The organism is Pseudomonas sp. NPDC088890, from assembly GCF_044900155.1.
Taxonomy (GTDB): Bacteria; Pseudomonadota; Gammaproteobacteria; order Pseudomonadales; family Pseudomonadaceae; genus Aquipseudomonas; species Aquipseudomonas urmiensis.
Genome location: NZ_JBJDNG010000002.1, coordinates 210,456 through 229,325, shown reverse-complemented (window position 1 = coordinate 229,325; position 18,870 = coordinate 210,456). Strand labels below are relative to the sequence as shown.

General features: G+C 63.0%; 17 protein-coding genes. 6 read left to right on the top strand and 11 right to left on the bottom strand.

From position 1 onward, the window contains the following. Window positions 1-165: 165 nt before the first annotated feature. From ACI2JX_RS05930 to ACI2JX_RS05915, 4 genes are read right to left on the bottom strand one after another with little or no spacing between them, the layout of a single operon-like run. Window positions 166-1,548 (bottom strand): efflux transporter outer membrane subunit, encoded by a 1,383-nt coding sequence (locus ACI2JX_RS05930; RefSeq protein WP_404689611.1) that lies wholly within the window; start codon window positions 1,546-1,548, stop codon window positions 166-168. Then, a complete protein-coding gene (locus tag ACI2JX_RS05925) occupies window positions 1,545-4,718 on the bottom strand; it encodes an efflux RND transporter permease subunit (protein WP_404689610.1) in 3,174 nt (1,057 codons plus the stop codon). Before ACI2JX_RS05925 ends, ACI2JX_RS05930 begins: the two co-directional genes overlap by 4 nt. Further along, window positions 4,715-5,878 carry an efflux RND transporter periplasmic adaptor subunit gene (locus ACI2JX_RS05920; RefSeq protein WP_404689609.1) on the bottom strand — a complete coding sequence of 388 codons (1,164 nt, stop codon included), beginning with the start codon at window positions 5,876-5,878 and terminating at the stop codon, window positions 4,715-4,717. The genes ACI2JX_RS05925 and ACI2JX_RS05920 overlap by 4 nt, the downstream gene beginning before the upstream one ends. Before the next feature lie 26 nt (window positions 5,879-5,904). Further along, on the bottom strand, window positions 5,905-6,042 hold the full coding sequence (locus ACI2JX_RS05915; protein WP_404689608.1) for a hypothetical protein: 138 nt from the start codon (window positions 6,040-6,042) through the stop codon (window positions 5,905-5,907). A gap of 237 nt (window positions 6,043-6,279) precedes the next feature. Here ACI2JX_RS05915 and ACI2JX_RS05910 point away from each other — a divergent pair, with 237 nt between their 5' ends. From ACI2JX_RS05910 to ACI2JX_RS05895, 4 genes are all read left to right on the top strand, one after another. Then, window positions 6,280-7,386 carry an alkene reductase gene (locus ACI2JX_RS05910; RefSeq protein ID WP_404689607.1) on the top strand — a complete coding sequence of 369 codons (1,107 nt, stop codon included), beginning with the start codon at window positions 6,280-6,282 and terminating at the stop codon, window positions 7,384-7,386. A 141-nt stretch (window positions 7,387-7,527) separates the two neighbouring features. Further along, the gene (locus ACI2JX_RS05905) at window positions 7,528-8,529 is read left to right on the top strand and encodes a zinc-binding dehydrogenase (RefSeq protein WP_404689606.1); all 1,002 of its coding nucleotides are present in this window, start codon (window positions 7,528-7,530) and stop codon (window positions 8,527-8,529) included. Between the two features lie 94 nt (window positions 8,530-8,623). After that, window positions 8,624-9,067, top strand: a complete 444-nt coding sequence (locus ACI2JX_RS05900; RefSeq protein WP_404689605.1) for a PaaI family thioesterase — start codon at window positions 8,624-8,626, stop codon at window positions 9,065-9,067. 93 nt (window positions 9,068-9,160) lie between these two features. Then, window positions 9,161-9,697 (top strand): WYL domain-containing protein, encoded by a 537-nt coding sequence (locus ACI2JX_RS05895; RefSeq protein ID WP_404689604.1) that lies wholly within the window; start codon window positions 9,161-9,163, stop codon window positions 9,695-9,697. 1 nt (window position 9,698) lies between these two features. On the opposite strand, the gene ACI2JX_RS05890 is transcribed toward ACI2JX_RS05895, so the two are convergent. The 5 genes from ACI2JX_RS05890 to codB all read right to left on the bottom strand — a co-directional run bounded on the left by ACI2JX_RS05890 (window position 9,699) and on the right by codB (window position 15,081). Continuing rightward, on the bottom strand, window positions 9,699-10,436 hold the full coding sequence (locus ACI2JX_RS05890; RefSeq protein ID WP_404689603.1) for a hypothetical protein: 738 nt from the start codon (window positions 10,434-10,436) through the stop codon (window positions 9,699-9,701). A 93-nt stretch (window positions 10,437-10,529) separates the two neighbouring features. Continuing rightward, the gene (locus tag ACI2JX_RS05885) at window positions 10,530-11,273 is read right to left on the bottom strand and encodes a sulfite exporter TauE/SafE family protein (RefSeq protein ID WP_264235991.1); all 744 of its coding nucleotides are present in this window, start codon (window positions 11,271-11,273) and stop codon (window positions 10,530-10,532) included. A gap of 88 nt (window positions 11,274-11,361) precedes the next feature. After that, complete coding sequence (gene codA / locus ACI2JX_RS05880; protein ID WP_264235990.1) at window positions 11,362-12,603, bottom strand: cytosine deaminase; 1,242 nt, start codon at window positions 12,601-12,603, stop codon at window positions 11,362-11,364. Between the two features lie 4 nt (window positions 12,604-12,607). Further along, window positions 12,608-13,825 (bottom strand): PucR family transcriptional regulator, encoded by a 1,218-nt coding sequence (locus ACI2JX_RS05875; protein WP_368972939.1) that lies wholly within the window; start codon window positions 13,823-13,825, stop codon window positions 12,608-12,610. After that, entirely contained in the window at window positions 13,822-15,081 is a 1,260-nt protein-coding gene (gene codB, locus ACI2JX_RS05870) for a cytosine permease (protein ID WP_264235988.1), read from the bottom strand. Before codB ends, ACI2JX_RS05875 begins: the two co-directional genes overlap by 4 nt. A 478-nt stretch (window positions 15,082-15,559) precedes the next feature. Here codB and ACI2JX_RS05865 point away from each other — a divergent pair, with 478 nt between their 5' ends. Next, window positions 15,560-16,468: a hypothetical protein gene (locus ACI2JX_RS05865; protein ID WP_404689602.1), complete on the top strand. Its 909-nt coding sequence runs from the start codon at window positions 15,560-15,562 to the stop codon at window positions 16,466-16,468. 91 nt (window positions 16,469-16,559) lie between these two features. On the opposite strand, the gene ACI2JX_RS05860 is transcribed toward ACI2JX_RS05865, so the two are convergent. Both ACI2JX_RS05860 and ACI2JX_RS05855 read right to left on the bottom strand, forming a co-directional pair. Further along, window positions 16,560-16,841, bottom strand: coding sequence for a DUF3077 domain-containing protein (locus tag ACI2JX_RS05860; RefSeq protein ID WP_186553600.1), 282 nt, complete (start codon window positions 16,839-16,841; stop codon window positions 16,560-16,562). A gap of 316 nt (window positions 16,842-17,157) precedes the next feature. Then, a complete protein-coding gene (locus ACI2JX_RS05855) occupies window positions 17,158-18,120 on the bottom strand; it encodes an XdhC family protein (RefSeq protein WP_404689601.1) in 963 nt (320 codons plus the stop codon). A gap of 108 nt (window positions 18,121-18,228) precedes the next feature. On the opposite strand from ACI2JX_RS05855, the gene ACI2JX_RS05850 reads away from it, so the two are divergent. Next, window positions 18,229-18,867, top strand: coding sequence for a TetR family transcriptional regulator (locus ACI2JX_RS05850; RefSeq protein WP_186553602.1), 639 nt, complete (start codon window positions 18,229-18,231; stop codon window positions 18,865-18,867). Window positions 18,868-18,870 lie beyond the last annotated feature (3 nt).

Genomic DNA, 18,870 nt, shown 5'->3' with positions numbered 1-18,870 from the left:
TGCTCTAAACCTACTGGCCTCTTCGCGGGCAAGCCCGCTCCCACAGGGTCCGAGTCGTTCGCAGTATTTGCGTTGAGTCAGTACTGACTCAACGCCGGCCTGAAATCAATGCGATACCTGTGAGAGCGGGCTTGCCTGCGAAGCATCCACCGCTGGCCTGAAGCCTTACCCACCCAGCGCACTTACCAACAAGGCCTGGTTCTGCCACTGCGCGGTGCGCACCATTGCCAGCGCATTCTGTGCGCTGAGCTGACTACGCTGGGCCTCCAGTACATCGAGCAATGGCGCCTCGCCTGCCTGCCAAGACCGGCGAATCTGCTCCAGCGCCGAGCCCGCCTGCTCGGCTGAGCGTGCGAGCAACACCTGACGCTCAGCATTGCGCTGCGCCGCCGCCAACGCCGACTCCACCTGCGCCACTGCCACCAGTACCGTGCGCCGATACGCCAGCAACGCCTCGCGCGCCTCGGCATCCCGCAGCGCCACCTGAGCTTTGCGCCGACCGCCATCGAACAACGGCGCACTGGCATTCACCCCTGCCAGCCAGAAGGTCGAACTGGCCAGGTTGGCAGCACTCATGCCGTTGATCAAAGACCCTATTGCCGCCGACAGGCTCAAGCGCGGCATCAGCTCGGCTTTGGCCACGCCCACTCGGGCATAGGCGGCAATTACCCGGGCCTCCGCCGCTTTCACATCCGGTCGCTGGCGCAGCAGATCGGCCGGGGTACCGGCGTCTTGCACGGCCACTTCGCGCACGCTGACCGGGCTTTGCTGCATCTGCCCATACAACTCGGCACTGGGCATGGCCAGCAGCACCGAAAGCCGATGCACAGCACGCTGCCACTCCAGTTGCAACGCCGGCACCCGCGCCGCAGTGCTATCAGCCTGGGCCCGCGCGCGCAGCACATCAGCTTGCGGGCTGCTGCCGGCTGCATACAACTGCTCACTCAACTGCGAGGTCTCAGCCTGGCTCTGCGCGCTCTGTCGAACGATGGCCAGGCGTTGCTCCAGGCCACGCGCCTGGGCATAGGCCTGGACCACATCGCCCACCAAGGCGACGCGCACCGCGCGCGCCTGCTCCTCGCTGGCAACCATTTCGGCATCGGCGGCCCGCACACCTTCGCGGATGCGTCCAAACAAGTCGAGTTCCCAACTGGCGCCCACCCCCAGCGACACCGGCTCATCGATCACCGCGTCGCTAAAACCAGTCTGGTAGGCCGAGGTGCGCTGGCGAGCCGCGCTGGCACCGAGGTCCAGATTCGGGCTACCAGCCGAGGCGCTGACCTGACGCAAGGCGCGCGCCGCATCGATGCGCGCCAAGGCAATCTGCACATCGAGGTTGTCGTCCATAGCGCGCTGCACCAAGCGGTCGAGTAGCGGGTCATGGTAGCCACGCCACCACTGTGTGGTGATCGTCAGCGGCGCCGTGGACGGGGCATTGGTGTACTGCGCGGGCGGCGCGGCGCTGTCCGGCGGCAAGCTCGGCGCGGCACAGCCGCCAAGCAGCGCCGCAGTGAAAGCCAGCAGGGGAAAACGAAAACGAGTATTCATGGCTGGATGTCCTGTTCAGCAGCCGCAGGCTGCGCCGAAAGCCGCTGCTCGCCACCGGCCAGGCGGCGAATCAGCACATAGAAGACTGGGGTGAACAGCAGGCCGAACAAGGTCACGCCGATCATCCCGAAGAACACCGCCGAGCCCACCGCCAGACGCATTTCAGAACCGGCGCCTTCAGACAGCACCAGCGGCAGCACACCGAGGATGAACGCCAGCGAGGTCATCAGGATTGGCCGCAAGCGCAAGCGACAGGCCTCGACCACGGCGGTAACGATGGCCTGCCCTTGCTGCTCCAACTGGCGGGCGACTTCGACGATGAGGATGGCGTTCTTCGCTGCCAAGCCCACCAGCACGATGAAGCCGATCTGGGTGAGGATGTTGATATCCAGGCCCATCAGGCGCACGCCACCGGCCGCCGCCAACAGACACATCGGCACGATCAACAGGATGGCCAGGGGCAGGCTCCAGCTGCCGTACTGCGCCGCCAACACCAGATAAACGAACACCACACACAGCGGGAAGACCAAAAGGCCCATGTTGCCAGCGGTGGTCTGCTGGTAGCTGAGGTCGGTCCATTGATAGCTGATACCCGCCGGCAGATGCTCGCCTGCCAACCGTTGCATGGTCTGGATGGCGTAGTCCGAGCCCAGGCCCGGCAAGGTGTCGCCGTTGATCTCAGCAGTCGGAAACAGGTTGTAACGTGGGAAGCGCTCGACGCCGAGGGCTTCGTGCAGTTGGGTTACGCTGGCCAACGGCACCATCTGCCCAGCCTCGTTGCGCACCTTGACCCGCGCCAGGTCCTCAGGGCTGACCCGATACGGCAAGTCAGCCTGGGCAGTGACCCGATAGGTACGCCCGACCAGGTTGAAGTCATTGATGTAGGTCGAGCCAAAGTAGGTCTCGATGGCCTGGTTGATCTGGCTGCTCGGCACCCCCAGCATCTCGGCGCGCTCGCGGTCGAGTTCGACGAACACCTGCGGCGTGCTGGCCGAGAACGGCGAGTACACCCCGGTCATGCCCGGCGTAGCGTTGGCCGCAGCGATCAGCTCGGCGGTGGCCTTGGCCAGCGCCTCGCTGCCCAGCCCAGCGCGGTCTTGCAGACGCAGGGAGAACCCGCCGGTGCTGCCCAGCCCTTGTACCGGCGGCGGCGTGGCGACAATCACCGAGGCACCACTGACGGCCTTGAGCCGCTCGCGCAGGTCGACGGCGATCTTGTCTGCAGTCAGCCCGTGCAGCTTGCGCTGGGACCAAGGCTCGAACACCGGCGCCAGGCCCGCCGAATTCGACGAATTGGTCCCGGTGACCATCGAGAAACCGGAGAAGGTCGGCACCCGGTCGACACCCGGCACCTGCAGGGCAATCGCTTCGATCTGTTGAGAAATGGCGTTGGTGCGCTCCAGCGAGGCGCCATCGGGCAGTTGCACGATCACCACCAGGTAGCCTCGGTCCTGCGCCGGGATGAAGCCCTTGGGCGTGCTCACCAGCAGGTAGCCGGTGGCGGCGATCAGTGCCGCGTACAGCGCCAGCATCAACGGCGTCTTCGCCACCAGGCCGCGTACACTGCGGGCATAGCCATCAGACAACCGGGCAAAGCCACGGTTGAACGCCTCGGCAGCGCGCTGCGGCACGCCAAGCACACCACGGCGCAGCGGCGCATGGCCGCCATGGCGACGCAGGATCATCGCTGCCAATGCCGGCGACAGGGTAAGCGAGTTGAACAGCGAGATCGCCGTGGCCACCGCGATGGTCACCCCGAACTGGCGGAAGAACTCACCGGAGATCCCCGGGATGAACGCGGTGGGGATGAACACCGCACACAGCACCAGGGTGATCGCCACCAGCGCGCCGCCGATTTCCTGCATGGTCAGGATAGTCGCCTCACGCGGGCCCTTGCCCTCGGCCAGATGCCGCTCGACGTTCTCCACCACGACGATGGCGTTGTCGACCACGATCCCCACCGCCAGTACCAGGCCGAACAGGGTCAGGTTGTTGATCGAATAGCCAAGCATCGCCATGACCGCAAAAGTGCCCACCAGCGATACCGGGATTGCCAGGATCGGGATGATCGATGGCCGCCAGCCCTGGAGGAACAACAGCACCACCAGCACTACCAGGATCACCGCCTCATAGATGGTCTTGCCCAACTCGCCAATGCTGTCGGCGATGAACGCGGTGGGGTTGTAACCGATGCTGTACTCGATGCCTTCAGGGAACTCCTGGCTCAGCTGCGCCATGGTCTGCTCGACCACTTGCATGGTCGCCAAGGCGTTGGCGCCGGGGCGCTGCAACACTTGCAAGCCAATCGCAGGATGGCGCAGGTAGTAGGTGTTGTTGACGTAGGCAAGACCGGCGATTTCAGTGCGGGCAACATCTTTGAGGCGCACCAGACGTCCCGCCTCACCCGACTTGAGCACGATGTTGTCAAAGTCTGCCGGCTCTTTGAGACGACCTTCGAAGATCAAGTTCGGCTGGAACGCCTGGGACGCTACCGGAGGTTGAGCGATCACCCCACCGGCCACCTGAGTGTTTTGTGCGCGTACCGCCGCAATGATGTCACCTGGGGTCAGGTTGAACGCAGCGACCCGCTCCGGGTCCAGCCAGATGCGCATCGAATATTCGCGGGCCCCCAGCGGGTTGATATCCCCTACCCCATCGATACGCTTGAGCGTGTCGGCCACTGTACGAATGGCGAAGTTCGACACGTACAGCTGATCGTGAGTGCCCTTGGGTGAAGAGATGAAGATGGTCGACAGCTGGGTCGGCGACGACTTGCGCACCGAAACGCCGCTGCGCTGCACCGGTTCCGGAAGCCGTGGCGTGGCCAGGGCGACGCGGTTTTGCACCAGCACCTGGGCCTTGTCGACATCGGTGCCGCTCTTGAAGGTCACGGTCAGGTTGAGGCTGCCATCGGAGGTCGCCTGGCTGTACATGTAGAGCATGTCCTCGACACCGTTGACCTCCTGCTCCAACGGGATCGCCAGGGTCTGGGCCACGGTCTGCGCCGAGGCGCCCGGATAGGTCGCCTGGACCACCACCGTCGGCGGTGCGATGTCGGGGTACTCGGAGGTCGGCAACACCAGGTAGGCCAAGCCACCCACGATCAGCATCACCACCGAAAGGACGATGGCCAGCACCGGCTGGTCGATCGACGTGCGTCCCAGGTTCATAGTGGCGCCTCCCCCGTTGGGTTGGCACTGGCCACCCGGCTCAGGCTGCGCGGCTCGCCAACGGCGCTGTCGCCTGCGCGTACCCGCTGCAGGCCATCGACGATGACCCGCTCCTGCGCCTGCAAACCGCTGATCACTTCGCGCAAGCCGTCATGCAGCTTGCCCAGCTGCACCGGGCGCAGCTCGACCCGGTTCTGCGCATTGAGCACGTGCAGCACCTTGCGCGTGGCATCCACGCCGACTGCAGTGTCCGGCACCAGCAACGCCTCATAGGCAGGGCGTGCGGAAAACTGCACGCGGCCGAACTGGCCCGGGCTCAAGGCCAGCTCGGGATTGCTCACCCGCGCCCGCTGACGCAGGGTGCCGGTGGAAGGGTCGAGGCGGTTGTCGATGAAGTCCATGCGCCCGCTCAGCGAGGGCTGGGCCTCACCCGGCAAGGCGATACGTACCTGGCTGCCGGTGAGGTTGCCGGAGGACTGGCGGCGGTACTTGAGGTAGCTCTGCTCGTCGATGTCGAAATAGATGTCGATCGGGTCGAGCGAGACGATGGTGGTCAGCAAGGTCGCGCCACTGCTGCCGCCATTGACCAGGTTGCCTTCGCTGATCAGCTTGCGGCTGATGCGCCCGCTCATGGGCGCAGTGATGCGCGTGAACTCCAGTTCCAGGCGCGCATTGGCCAACACCCCTTCGGCGCTGAGCACTTCGGCCTTGGCCGCGTCGCGCGCTTGCAGGCGTTGGTCGTAAAGGCTCTGGGCGATGGTCTTGGAATTGATCAGCAGCCTGGCCCGGGCATACTCCTGCTCGGCCAGCGACAACCGCGAACGGGCCTGGGCCAGTTGGCCCTGCGCTTGGGTGACGGCAGCCTGGAAGCTGCGCGAGTCGATGACGAACAGCAGGTCGCCCTTCTTGACGATCGCGCCATCGGTAAAGGCTACCTTTTCCAGGTAGCCACTGACCCGCGAGCGCACCTCGACCGAATCGGTGGCTTCGAAGCGGCCGGTGAAGCTGTCCCAGTCACTGACGGTGGATTTCAAGGGCTGGCTGATCACTACGCTTGGCAGGGCCGGTGCGCTGTGCTCGGCCTGCGGGCCGCAGCCGACCAGCACGGCGGCCAGGGTCAAGGCGAACGCTGCGGCTGCGCCACTTCTGGAGAGTTTCATATGGATGGATTCCATGCAGAACAGCATCAGTTTTTCAGGGCGCGGGCGCTGAGTGTTTGCGTGCGCTCGACGAACGCTGACGACTCTTCGGCCTGGACAGCCAGGGCCGACGACAGGCTGGCCAGGGTGGCGAGCAGGAGCAGGGCGTGCTTGATAACGGTCATGGAAGATGCCTCGGTGAGCGGAAAGTGAGGCGGATTCTTGGCAAATGGCTGCCGGAGAAAAATAGCGGCGCGCAGAAATCAATTTTGTGCGCCGAGCACGAATGGCTCGCGCAACTGCATAAGCGACACCGCGCGCCCACTCGTGCCGTGGCGGCAAAAGTGATTGTCCTCACGGCGGCTGTTTCCCTGCTGCGCCGCTGCCGAGAATCACCCCATCGACTTTCCCCGGAGACCGCCATGCGCAACGACCCGCTGTTCCAACCCCTGCCACTGGGTGGCCTGCAGTTGCCCAACCGCATTCTTATGCCGCCGATGACCCGCTCACGCGCCGCGCAACCGGGTGACGTGCCCACGGCGCTGATGGCCGAGTACTACGCCCAGCGCGCCAGCGCCGGTTTGATCGTCAGCGAAGGCACCTGGATCTCGCCATTGGGCAAGGGCTATGCGCGCACGCCAGGCATCTACAGCCAGCAGCAGATCGACGGCTGGCGGCTGGTTACCGAAGCAGTGCATGCCGCAGGCGGGCGGATCTTTGCCCAGCTGTGGCATGTCGGTCGCTTGAGCCACAGCAGCTTGCTCGGCGGCCAGGCGCCAGTGTCGTCCTCGGCGGTGCAGGCGGTCGGGGTCAATGTGTTCATCGACAACCCCGATGGCAGCCCAGGCTTTGTCCAGGCATCGCAGCCGCGAGCACTGGCTGAAGAGGAGATCGGGCAAATTGTCGAGCAGTATCGCCAGGCCGCGCGCAATGCCATGGCAGCTGGCTTCGATGGCGTCGAGCTGCATGCCGCCAATGGCTACCTGGTCAACCAGTTCCTCGACTCTGAGGCCAACAACCGCACCGATGGCTATGGCGGTTCGCTGGAAAACCGCCTGCGCTTTCTCGATCAAGTGACCCGCGCGTTGGTCGATGGCACTGGCGAGCGCAGCCGGGTCGGCGTACGCCTGGCGCCGCTGACGACCCTCAATGGCTGTGTCGATGCAGACCCAGTCACCACGTACACCGCAGCCGCCAAGCGGCTGGGCGAGATCGGTATTGGTTACCTGCATATCGCCGAGGCCGACTGGGATGATGCGCCAGACATGCCGGTGACCTTCAAGCAACAACTGCGCGAGTTGTTCCCAGGGGTGATGGTGTATGCCGGCAAATACACTGGCGAGCGTGCGCGTGAGGCGCTACAAGCGGGCTGGGCTGACTTGATCGGTTTTGGCCGGCCGTTCGTGGCCAACCCCGACCTGCCCGAGCGCCTGCGCCAGCATGCGCCGCTGGCCGAGCATGAACGCGCCACCCTGTTTGGGGGGGATGCCCAAGGGCTGACTGATTACCCAACGTTGCAGACAGCCTGATAGTGATTCGGGACAGATCCGGCCTCTTCGCGGGCAAGCCCGCACCCACAGGTGGGTGCAATACCTGTGGGTGCGGGCTTGCCCGCGAAGAGGCCAGCACTACCCTACACAACCACACGCCCTAAACCCGAGGACTCCCTCATGTCCAACACCTACCAAGCCTGGGGCTGGACCCCAGGCGCTGGCCTCGATGGCCTGCAACTGATCAGCAAACCCTTGGCGCAACCTGGCCCCGGCGAAGTGCTGGTGGCCAACCGCGCCATCGGCCTCAACCCGGTGGACTGGAAGATCTGCGAATGGGGCCACCCCGACTGGCACCAGGGCACCGTGCCCGGGGTTGACGGGGTTGGCGTCGTCGCAGCCGTCGGCGCTGGCGTGGACATTCCGCTCGGCACCCGCGTCGCCTATCACCAGTCGCTCTCACGCGATGGCAGCTTCGCCGAGTACTGCCTGGTCGACGCCTACTTGCTCATGCAATTGCCAGCCACTATTGATGACAGCGTCGCTGCCGCCGTGCCCTGCCCCGCCATCACTGCCTGGCAGGCACTGGCCAAGGTCCCCCCAGGCGCCTCAAGCGATGTGCTGGTAATTGGCGCCGGTGGCGCGGTTGGGTTCTATCTCGCGCAACTGGCCGTCCAACGCGGCTTGCGCGTATGGGCCACTGCCGGCCCGCAGCACCATGCAGCGCTCAAGGCCCTAGGGGTGATCGATGTGTTCGACTACCACAACGCCCAGTGGCAGGCACAGTTGCACAGCGCCTTGGGCGAGCGCCCTCTGCATGCGCTGTTCGACACCGTCAGCGGCGCCCACGCTGCCAGCCTCGCCCCTCTGCTCGGCTACAACGGCCACTTGGTATGCATCCAGGACCGCCAGGAAACCGCGCCACTGCCCGCCTTCAGCAGCGCGATTTCACTGCATGAAGTCGCCCTGAACAGCATTCACGCCTACGGCCGCCTGCTCGATCATCAGGCACTGCGGGCCGCAGCGCAGCAGTTGCTGCAACACGTCGCCGACGGCCAACTGCTCACCCCGCAACGCCGGCTGTTCGACTTCGCTGAGCTGCCCCAGGCTCTGCGCCAGCTCAAAGAGGGCAATAGCGGGGGCAAATGGGTGGCGCAGTTGAGCCGGCCTGCAAGCAGGTAAGGCCTAGCTGCACACCTGGCATTTTTGCCAGTAGACCTGCCCCACTGTCCATTGCAGGCTAGGTGATGCCCTCGGCTATGGAGCGCATCACCTGATGGACAAGGACACGCTGTTCTGCAGAACCACAGATGGCCAGCATTCGTTGCCTCACGCCGCCAGCCTGCTCGGCTGGCAGCTGATCTTGTATCACAAGGTCAAGCGCCAGGCCGAGGTGCTGTTCACGGCTACGTCATCCCTGACCAACGAAGAGGGCTTTATCCACGCCGGTATGCTCTCGGCGATGATCGAGGAATGCATGGGGCCGGCAGTCTTCGCCATGCTCGCCAGTGACCAAGCGGCCCGCTGTACTGGGCTGGATATCCAACTGCGGGTGCCTGTCACTCCTGGGCGCTTCGTCGGCGTCGGTACCCAATACATGTCCAGAGGACATAGGCGTTATGCCAGAGGAAAACTCTGGGATGAGCAAGGCACGCTAGTCGTCGAGGGAACTGCAATATACGAAGTCATCCAGCAACCGTTGCGCGAAGGCGCTAACTAAATTTGGATCCGATCCTGCGCCAAGGTATGCTGCGCAGGAATAGCCAATTGCCACTAGCTAGGCGAGCCACCCGCTGCGCCAAGGATCCGTGTTTTGCCCAGCAATCCCACTCGCCACACCATCGCCCGTCAGTGGCAGTTGCTCAGGCTGCTGCCCGACTACCCTCCGGGCTTGAGCTCCACCCAGTTGCAACAGGCGCTGGCCAAGGTTGGTCACCCAACCAGCAAGCGTACGGTGGAACGTGATCTGAATGAGCTGGCCGGGTTGTTCCCTTTACACTGCAACAGCAAAGGCATGCCCTATGGCTGGTACTGGCAACCGAGCTTGAGCCTGGGCGAGGCGCAGCTGCTGCAACCAAACGACCTCGACCGGCCACAGCGGGTGGCGTTAAGCGCCTGGGTCAACCCAGCACTGGCCCAGCGCCTGCAACAACAGCCGCTTTCTACGGATATGCGCCTTGAATATCAGGAAGACGGCAGCGCTCACCTTGAGGCTACCGTCGAAGACAATCGCCCCTTGCTGGGCTGGCTGCTGGCCCACGCCGGGGCGATTCAGCTGTACGCGCCCGCGCAGCTACGCACAGCGATGCTTGCACAACTGCGCCAGGGCCTGGCGCTGCACGACGAGTGAGTTATCTGGACGCGCTCGAGGCGCTGCGCTCTCGGCGCAGGCAGGTGTAGGCCAGGCCAAGCACCGCCAGGGTCAGTACCACCAGCAGTGCCATTAGCAGCTGGCTGTACTTGGCCACCGTTGCGGGCAAGCCTATGTATTCGCGGTAGGTGCTGATCTGTGCCAGCCCATCGGCATGGCGGATGCTCAGGCCACCCTGGCGAATCTGCGAGTAATCCGAATCAAAATAGATCCACACCTTGCACGCCGCACGCCCGGCGATGCTGGGAATGTCGATGATATTGGTCGCCGCCTGGGGAATCGCATCGTTGCCGGCATCGTCACGCACCTGCACCAGGCCTTTGGCCGGCAGGCGGATCTGCACGTCCTTGAGTGCCCTATCGCTGGTATTTTCCAGCTCGATCTGCAAGCCGGTGCGATGGTCGACCAGCCCTGCTTCGAACGGCTTGGCGAACAGCTGCAGGTAGGGTTCCTGGGCGACGTCGACCAGTTTGTCGAGCTGCTGGTGGCCGAGCAGGCCTTTGCTGATATCGCTCATCCGCTCATGCAGGCGCTCGTACTTGAGCAAGTCATTGGCCTTGCTGATGCGCTCGTTGAACTGGCTCGGGTAGGTCAGGTAGGCGTAGGTCAGGCGTGCCTGCAGGGCTGGTTCTTCCTTGAAGGCGGTATACAGCCCTGCTGCGCAGGCGCCGACGACCAACAGGCCCACGAGGGACTTCCCGACTTTTTCCCAACTCACCTTGGCGGTTCCTTATTGTTCGCAGTATGGGTGATGCAAAAGCGCCGGCAAAGCCTGCCACCGATCGGCCTGTGGGGCAATTGTGAATTGCTCTTAACGGGCTACAAGCGCGGGTACCGACGCAATCAGCATGGCCACCCCGGACAAGGTCAACAAGCCCAGCACCAGCCGGCGGAAGGTCTGTTCGCTGATCCCCAGGTAGAGCCGCGTGCCCAACAAAGCCGGCAGCGCCATCGCCAAGGCCACCACGCCAAACGAGGGTAGCATCTGTTGCGTGACAACTCCGGTACCCAGGTAGGTGAGCATGGTCACCAGCAGCATCGACAGGTTGAAGTTCTGGATCACCGCACGCTGGGTATCGCGGTCGAAGCCGCGCAGGGTGCACCACAGCGTCGGTACGGTGCCGGTGAAGCCACCGATGCCACCCAGCGCGCCACCAACCATCCCCACGGCGCCGTCGGCCAGGCGGTTGCCTTGCAGACGCGGCAGGCGTGGCGCCATCAGCATCAATGGGCACCAGAGCACCAGCAAGGTGCCAAATACCGCCTTGAACCAGAGCATGTCCAGATAGGGCAAGACCCAGACCCCGAGCGGGATGCCCGCCAGGCCGCCGAGTACGAACGGCCACAGCAACGGCCAGCTGAAACCGCGGCGTACGCTGAACACCGCGATCAGTTGGCCGGTGAGGCTGCCGAATACGGTCAGCGACGCGGCCAGACGCGGTTCTAGGCCCCAGGCCCAGAACGACATGGCGACCATGCCGAAGGCGAAACCGGAGAGGCCTTGGACAAAGCCGGCAACGATGGCGCCCAGCGCGATGAGGTAAAGCGGGTCCATTTACGGATGGCCTTTGCCTTGAAACCTCGTAGTCTAATCGCAAGGTTTGAGATTGTGGGGGCTGCTTTGCAGCCCCAGCCTCTACACCTCAAGCAAACCGCTGAACCTGCGCTGGCGTGCGGCGCATCAATACCTTGCCAGCACGCACCGACACCAACGCATGCCCTTGGCTGCGAACCATCTCGTAATCATCCGGCGCCGACAACAACAGCAGATTCGCCGGCCGCCCCACCTCGATGCCATAGCGCTCACCCAGGTTGAGGGTGCGGGCACTGTTATCGGTAATCAGGTCCAGGCCACGCTGCAAATCTTCATAACCGAGCATGTGGCAGATGTGCAGCCCCGCCTCGAGAATGCGCAAGATGTTGCCATTGCCTAGCGGATACCACGGGTCGACGATCGAGTCCTGGCCAAAGCACACATTCATCCCCGCCCGGTCGATTTCGGCCACCCGGGTCAGGCCACGGCGCTTGGGATAGGTATCGAAACGCCCCTGCAGGTGGATGCTCTCGGTCGGGCAGGAAACAAAGTTGATCCCACTCATCTTCAACAGACGAAACAGCTTGGAGCAGTAGGCATTGTCGTAGGAGCCCATGGCCGTGGTATGGCTGGCAGTGACCCGCGCGCCCATGCCACGTACCCGCGCCTCCTCGGCCAATACTTCGAGAAAGCGCGACTGCGGGTCATCGGTCTCGTCGCAGTGCACATCCACCAGGCAGCCGCTGCGCTCGGCCAGGTCCATCAGAAACTTGATCGACGACACGCCCTGGTCACGGGTGTTCTCAAAGTGCGGAATACCACCGACCACATCGGCGCCCATCGCCACCGCCTCGCTCATCAGCGCCCGGCCATTGGCGTACGACTCGATGCCCTCCTGCGGGAAAGCCACGATCTGCAGATCGATCAGGTGACGGACTTCTTCGCGCACCTCGATCATCGCCTTGAGCGCTGTCAACTTGGGGTCGGTCACGTCGACGTGGGTACGCACATGCTGGATGCCGTGATCGACCAGCATGCCGATGGTCTTGGTGGCACGAGCCTTGGTGTCTTCGTGGGTGTTGAGCTCTTTGCGTTCGGCCCAGCGCTCGATGCCCTCGAACAGCGTGCCGCTCATGTTCCAGTTCGGCTCACCGGCGGTGAGCGTGGCATCGAGGTGGATATGCGGCTCGATGAACGGCGCTACCACCAGGTTCTGCTGGGCGTCCAGGTCATCGGCATTGCTCAGCGCCAGCGCCGCGGTTTGCGGCTCGATGGCGGCGATGCGCTCGCCATTGAGTTCGATCCGAAACAGGCCGGGTTTGCCACGCAGGCGTGCGTTGATGATGTTCATGGGGTTACTCCTTGCCTTGGGCTTCGGTCATGCGCCATATCAGCATAGCGACCGAAGCATTCATACGGAAAAGCGGGTCGTCCAGCGACTGCCCGCTCAATTGCTCGATACGTTGCATACGTTGGTTGATGGTGTTGCGATGCAAGCCCAGACGCTGCGCGGCCTTCAGGCCATTGCCGTTTTCCTTGAGCAGCGCGTCGAGGGTATGCACCAGCGAGTACGGGTGTTTGCGCCCAGGCGTGATCAGCGGGCCGAGGGTCTGGGCGACGAAGTCGTCGATCAGCGAGCGGTCGACGATACCCTGCAGCAAGCGCAATACACCTAGCTCGCTGAAGTCGCACAGCCCCGTGGCTGGGCGCAGGTTTTGCGCCACCTCCAGGGCCTGGCGCGCCTGGTTTAGGGCCTGGCGGTAATGTGCGCAGTCCTCGGCGAGGCTCGACAGCCCCATGTACAGCCCCATCTCCCCAGCCACTTCCAGCAGTTGCCGATGCAACTCGGCCAAGGCCATGCGCAGGTCGCCATCCTCGGCCAACAACAGCACCAACAGATCACCTGGCAACTGCGCCATCACCGCGCCTGGGCGATTGCGGCACCAAGCGTGAAGATGGTCTTCCAGCGCTTGGCGGGTGCTTTGCCAGAGACGCTCACCGTGCGACGGACCATGGCGCTCGAACAACTCATCGACCGCTGACAGGCGTAGCGCCACCAAACGCCGCGGCATATCCAGCGCCAGTTCCAGATGCGCTGCGCGCTGGCGAGCGATGGCCAGGCTTGGGTAATCCCCAGTCAGCAATTGGCCCAGGATATCGTTGCGCGAGCGCCGTACCTGGCTCATCTGCACCAACGCCGTGCCGATCAAATGAGTGACCACCACCATCTTCAGCGCATAGGGCTGCTCGATCAGCGGCAGGCCCAACTGCTCGGCGCGCGCGATCACCGCAGGCGGAATACCCTGGATGAACGTACCGCCGGTGAGGATCACCATCCCGGCAATGCCAACCGCCTCGCCGTCTTCGACCAGGCTCAACAGATTGGCCTCGCCGCGCGGATGGTTGATGCCGGTGACGAACACCAGCTCGCCGCCCATCACCCACTCAGCGATGCCCTCGTTCTCCGCCACATAAGGCCAGCGCACGCGCCGCTGCAAGTTGCGCGCCCCGGCGCGAACCACCATGTCCTGCAGCCCAGGCAAGGAGAGGATCTCTTCCAGCGCCAGGCTCACGGCTCGACCTGCGCCAGGGTGCGCCGCCGGCCACTGAGTTCAAGCAGCAGGATGTAGCACAGCGCCGAGGCGCCAATCCCCACCAGTGGCGCAACCCACGGCGAGCAATAGGCCAACAACGCGCCCACCGCGTAGGCCGACAAGCCCTTGAGGTTGTAGCGCGGCAGGCTCACCGACGCCAAGGCCGGATACTGACCACGGTGGCGATACCAGAAGTCGGCCATGATCACCCCGCCCACGGGTGGAATGATCGAGCCCAGCAGTACCAGGAACGGGATGAGCAACTCGTACATACCGCCAATCGCCAGCACGATGCCTACCGCCGCCGCCACCAGAGTCGCCGTGCGCCGACGCTCGCTGCGCAGCAAATGGCAGGCCGCCGCCGAAACGTTGTAGATAGTCGGCCCCTGGATGGTCCACAGGTTCAGGCAGAGCATCACCACCGCCGCGAACGACAGGCCCTGAAGGATCATCACCTCGACGATATCCGCCTGCTGGTAGACCATCGCACACCAGGCCCCCGCGACCACCATCAGCCCGTTACCCAGCAGAAAACTCACCACACTCGCAGTCACTGCCACCCGCCCGCTGCGCGACAGCCGCGTCCAGTTGGTGGCCTGGGTGGCGCCGCTGGCGAAGGTGCCAAAGACCATGGTCACCGCCGCGGAAAAGCTCATCGCCTCATGCGGCATGACCGCCGCCAGCCCGGCAAAGCCCCCGGCATCGCGGGTGGCGATGACCATCGACACCACCAGCAGGACGAACATCAAGGGCACCGACACCCGTGACAGCAGGTCCAGGCCCTTGAAACCAATGATTGCGGTGATGCTGAAGCCCAGGCCAAACAGCACCATCAGCGGGATGGTAAAACCATCGGCAAGACCAAGAAGCTTGACCAGCACGATCGCCACCGTCGCCGTGCCCCAGGCGTACCAGCCCAGTTCGGCAAAGCCCAGGAGAAAATCCGAAAGCCGGCTGCCTGCCTCGCCAAAGCAGAAGCGCCCCATCAGCACCGTGTTCAGACCGCTGCGCGAGGCGATGAAAGCCAGGGTGGCGGCATACAGCGCCAGCAAGCTGTTGCCAATGGTCGCGATCCACAGCATGTCGACGAAGTTGAAGGCCATGCCCAACTTGCCACCGGCGAACATCGTGCCGGTGAAGAAGGTGAAGCTGAACAGGACCATGGCAATCGGTAGCAGGCCCTTGCGGGCTGATTGAGGGGCTTCTGAGAGGGGGAATTCGCTGGGCGCGCTCATGGCTGGGGCTCCGGGTTGTCGATGGCAGCAGCTAGAGCAATATGTGGGCCGCTTACGCGGTACCAGGTGCAGGCGGAAAAAGTCAGCAATTCGAATATCGATTTATATGCAACATGCATAGCTAAAACCAACTAAAGGCAAAATTATTGTGCTTGGAGACTCATTTTAAAGCATGCCTGCACTGTTTGGGGACGTGCTGAGTAGTTCAGAAACGAAAACAATCGAGCTGGCCTTGAGCGCTATTGACCATTTTCCCCTGACCGCAGGCCCAGCCCCTTCCATCGGCGTTGTGGTTAACAATTCCTACAACCAAGCTTCTGCATCACGTCAGACGCTTCCGAAATGCCGTCCCTAGGGATGTATCTCTCTGCCATGGCCTGCACAATCGCAACTCACGCCACGTGCACACTGCACCCATGGACGCCGCGCCGGTCGCTAGCTCGACCGGCGGGCAAGAGAGATAAAACAAGGAACGGCAATGCTTGAGGTACTGCTCTGCGTCACCCTGTTCATCATCGCCCCAGCGTTATCGGGCTATGGCGCCAATGTCTATGCCACACCACGTAAACGGGTCTGGTGCTATCGCCGCTACCTGATCGTCAAGGACTGGTCGTTGACGCGGCATGTGATGATGATCTTCGGCTTCTTTGCCGTGGTTCTTTACGCCACTGGCGCCCTGGCCAAGCTGGGCATGCCGCTCAACCCTCTCTTCGGCCGATCACTGCTGGGTTTGACCTGGTTGTCTGGAATGGCCTTCCTGTACTGCTACTTCGAGATCAGCAAACTGCGCGACCGCCTGCCGTGGAAATCCCTGGCAGGTCTGCTGGCGATCGGGGTGGCGACACTTTCGAAGGTTCTCGCCGATCACGTCATTGCCGAGCTGACCCACTTGCCACCGCGCGAGTTGGTCGGCGCACAACTTCTGCTGAGTGTGATCATGACGGTGTCACTGTGGTCGGCGGGCGTGGCGATAGCGCTGGGGGCGGTGGTGTTCGGCTCGTTGTTCCTGATGCTGCGCTCGATGGTGCGCGACTACTTCAGCATGCGCAAAAAACAGAAATATGACGCGTTGCCTGACTTGGCTGCGGTGGTGGCGATCTACCTGTGCGCGTTGATAGCGCTGACTGCGATGGCCGAACTCTCACGCAAATCGACGTATGAAAGACCAGCACGCGAGGCAATTGCCTTCGCTGCCTTCACGTTGCCGGCTTCCTACTGCGGCCTTTCGGACAAGCGTGGTGCCATGATTGCGCCTTTGCCTAACGATACTGCTGCTATCGCTATCGCTGACGACAAGCTGGGTTATCGTTTCGAACCGATCGCCTGTGCGCCGGCGAAGAAGAGCTTGGCTGAGATCGAGGCATTGCTGGGTACCTCGGCTCAATAATGAGGGGAACGGGCGAATCGCTGCGCTTTCATTAGCAGCGGCGGTGCGCCGCTGCGACGTGTCCCCCGATAAAGGCCGATGTCCGCAAAACTTAATGCGCGGTAGCGCCCGACTCGCCATGCAAGCCCAGCAACAGATCCTCGACCAACGCCTTGGCCATGCCATTGAGGTAGTAACCCGAGCGCATCAACACTTCCACATCGTCCGGCCGGGCCATGGCGCGGCGAGTGAGCTCGGTCATACAGCTCAACATTTTCACCACATCCTGCAGCACCTCTTCGGCCGCCAGCCCTGGCATCACCCGGAGCAGCTCGACCTTGCCCTTGGGCGTATCACAGGCAAACGTGGCTACACCTGTGGTCTTCAATTTCATAATCTGGTTCAACAGCGTTTGGTCGTCCATTGTGCCGCCCTTCTCTTGTCCATGATCGATAGAACCTCTCGCGCCACACCCAAGCTCCTGCCAGACCGATTCAACGCAACCCTACGCGAATCTCTGCCCGTGGAACCGGCAAATGCTGGGGTGAAGCGCGACAGGCATAGCGAGACTAGACCTGCCGCCGGGGTGTCACAATGGACTGAGCAGGGAAACGACGCCATTGGGAATTGGACTACAAGCATTGAGGAAGAAAAGCGCGCTTTCCTACAAATTACCGCCTTGCTCGATGCCACTGCCGGCAAAAACCGTCCTACAAGGCGTCCCGCGCTTTCCCTCGATACACCCGTAATACGTCCGCCATGACCGCCAGCGCGATCTCTGCCGGCGACTTGCTCCCCAGGTCCAGACCGATTGGCATGTGCAAGCGCCTGATTTGCGCCTCGGTCAATCCACCAATACGCCGCAAGCGCTCAGCGCGCTTGGCGGAAGTTACCAGCGAACCCATGGCGCCGATGTAGAATGCCTGGGTATTGACCGCCTCCAGCAAGGCCAAATCATCGATCTTCGGATCGTGCGTCAACGCGACCACGGCCGTGGCGCCATGGCAGCCACCCTCAGCAATGAACAACGAGGGCAGCACGCGATGCATCTGCACGCCTTCAAGCTGCACATGCGCCATCTCTTCACGCGGATCACAGGCGATGACCTCGCAACCGAGGGTGCGGGCGATAGCAGCGCAGGCCTCGGCCACCGGGGATAACCCAGCCAGCAACAATCGCAGTGCCGGACCGATGCCGATCTCCACCACCTCCTCGCCCAAGCGCACGGCAACGCTGTTGTCGGCATAAACTTGGAAGTCGCCGCTTGCCAGCGCGATCCTGCGCGCCACCCGCTGCTGGCCCAGGAGCGCACTGCGCAGCGCCTGCAAATGCGTCAGCCAGCGAGCATTCGATTCACGACGTTCGACCAACACCACCAACACGCCGCCGCACGGCAAACGCAAACGACGGCTCTGCGCCTGCCCATCGCCATAGCGCACCACCTGCGCCGACTGGGTAAAGGCTCCGCGCCCAAGGCTTGCGAGAAACTCCTCCTCGACGCAGCCACCCGACAACGAGCCGACGTACTCCAGCCCGCCATTGCTGACCAGCATCGCGCCTGGGGAGCGTGGGGCCGAGCCATAGGTGGACAGTACCGTGCAAAGCCAGATCGTCTCGCCGGCCCGCGCCCATTGCAGGGCCTTGTCGATGACCTGCAGATCCAGATGCTGCATGTTCGCTTACCTCATTGGCATCATTAACCGTTGTGCTGAAAAAGCCGCGCAAAGGCCCTAGGGTCTATGGCAGTGTTAGCGCTCTTGCCAGCCGCACAGTGATCCCCCATGCAGACTCGCAAAACCGGCGTTCGCGCCCAGCAGGCCGACCGCACCAAACACAACATCCTCCAGGCCGCGGTGAAGGTGTTCAGCAAGGAAGGCTTCACCGGTGGGCGCATCGAGCAGATCTCCTCGTTGGCCAAATCCAATGACCGCATGATCTATTACTACTTCGGCAACAAGGAGCAGCTGTTCATCAGCGTGCTGGAGCATATCTACGCAAGCTTCAACCAAGCCGAAGCCAAGCTGCGCCTGGACCTCTGCGACCCCGAAAACGCCCTGCGCGAACTGGTGGCGTTCATCTGGAACTACTACGTGCGCCACCCGGAGTTCGTCACCATCCTGGCCACGGAAAACCTTCATCAGGGCAAGCACGCCAAGAAGTCGCAGAACCTCAAGGCGCTGTCCGGCGAGGCGGTCGGCGTATTGCGGCCAATCATCGAGGCGGGCCAGGCCCAGGGCCTGTTCCGCGCCGATATCGACATCAAGCACACCTACTTGATGATCGCCTCGCTGTGCTACTTCTATAACTCCAATCGGTACACCCTCAGCTCCTTCCTTGCCGTGGACCTGGCCGACAAGCAGGCCAAGTCCGACTGGCTGGCGTTCATCAGCGACCTGGCCCTGCGCGGCCTGCGTCGCTGAGCT

Bases quoted from the DNA above. Each gene is read 5' to 3' on its own strand.
- ACI2JX_RS05850 (WP_186553602.1), top strand. From the start codon at position 18,229: ATGCAGACTCGCAAAACCGGCGTTCGCGCCCAGCAGGCCGACCGCACC.
- ACI2JX_RS05930 (WP_404689611.1), bottom strand. From the start codon at position 1,548: ATGAATACTCGTTTTCGTTTTCCCCTGCTGGCTTTCACTGCGGCGCTG.
- ACI2JX_RS05920 (WP_404689609.1), bottom strand. From the start codon at position 5,878: ATGAAACTCTCCAGAAGTGGCGCAGCCGCAGCGTTCGCCTTGACCCTG.
- codA (WP_264235990.1), bottom strand. From the start codon at position 12,603: ATGAACATCATCAACGCACGCCTGCGTGGCAAACCCGGCCTGTTTCGG.
- ACI2JX_RS05910 (WP_404689607.1), top strand. From the start codon at position 6,280: ATGCGCAACGACCCGCTGTTCCAACCCCTGCCACTGGGTGGCCTGCAG.
- ACI2JX_RS05885 (WP_264235991.1), bottom strand. From the start codon at position 11,273: ATGGACCCGCTTTACCTCATCGCGCTGGGCGCCATCGTTGCCGGCTTT.
- codB (WP_264235988.1), bottom strand. From the start codon at position 15,081: ATGAGCGCGCCCAGCGAATTCCCCCTCTCAGAAGCCCCTCAATCAGCC.
- ACI2JX_RS05865 (WP_404689602.1), top strand. From the start codon at position 15,560: ATGCTTGAGGTACTGCTCTGCGTCACCCTGTTCATCATCGCCCCAGCG.
- ACI2JX_RS05925 (WP_404689610.1), bottom strand. From the start codon at position 4,718: ATGAACCTGGGACGCACGTCGATCGACCAGCCGGTGCTGGCCATCGTC.
- ACI2JX_RS05915 (WP_404689608.1), bottom strand. From the start codon at position 6,042: ATGACCGTTATCAAGCACGCCCTGCTCCTGCTCGCCACCCTGGCCAGC.
- ACI2JX_RS05855 (WP_404689601.1), bottom strand. From the start codon at position 18,120: ATGCAGCATCTGGATCTGCAGGTCATCGACAAGGCCCTGCAATGGGCG.
- ACI2JX_RS05860 (WP_186553600.1), bottom strand. From the start codon at position 16,841: ATGAAATTGAAGACCACAGGTGTAGCCACGTTTGCCTGTGATACGCCC.
- ACI2JX_RS05905 (WP_404689606.1), top strand. From the start codon at position 7,528: ATGTCCAACACCTACCAAGCCTGGGGCTGGACCCCAGGCGCTGGCCTC.
- ACI2JX_RS05900 (WP_404689605.1), top strand. From the start codon at position 8,624: ATGGACAAGGACACGCTGTTCTGCAGAACCACAGATGGCCAGCATTCG.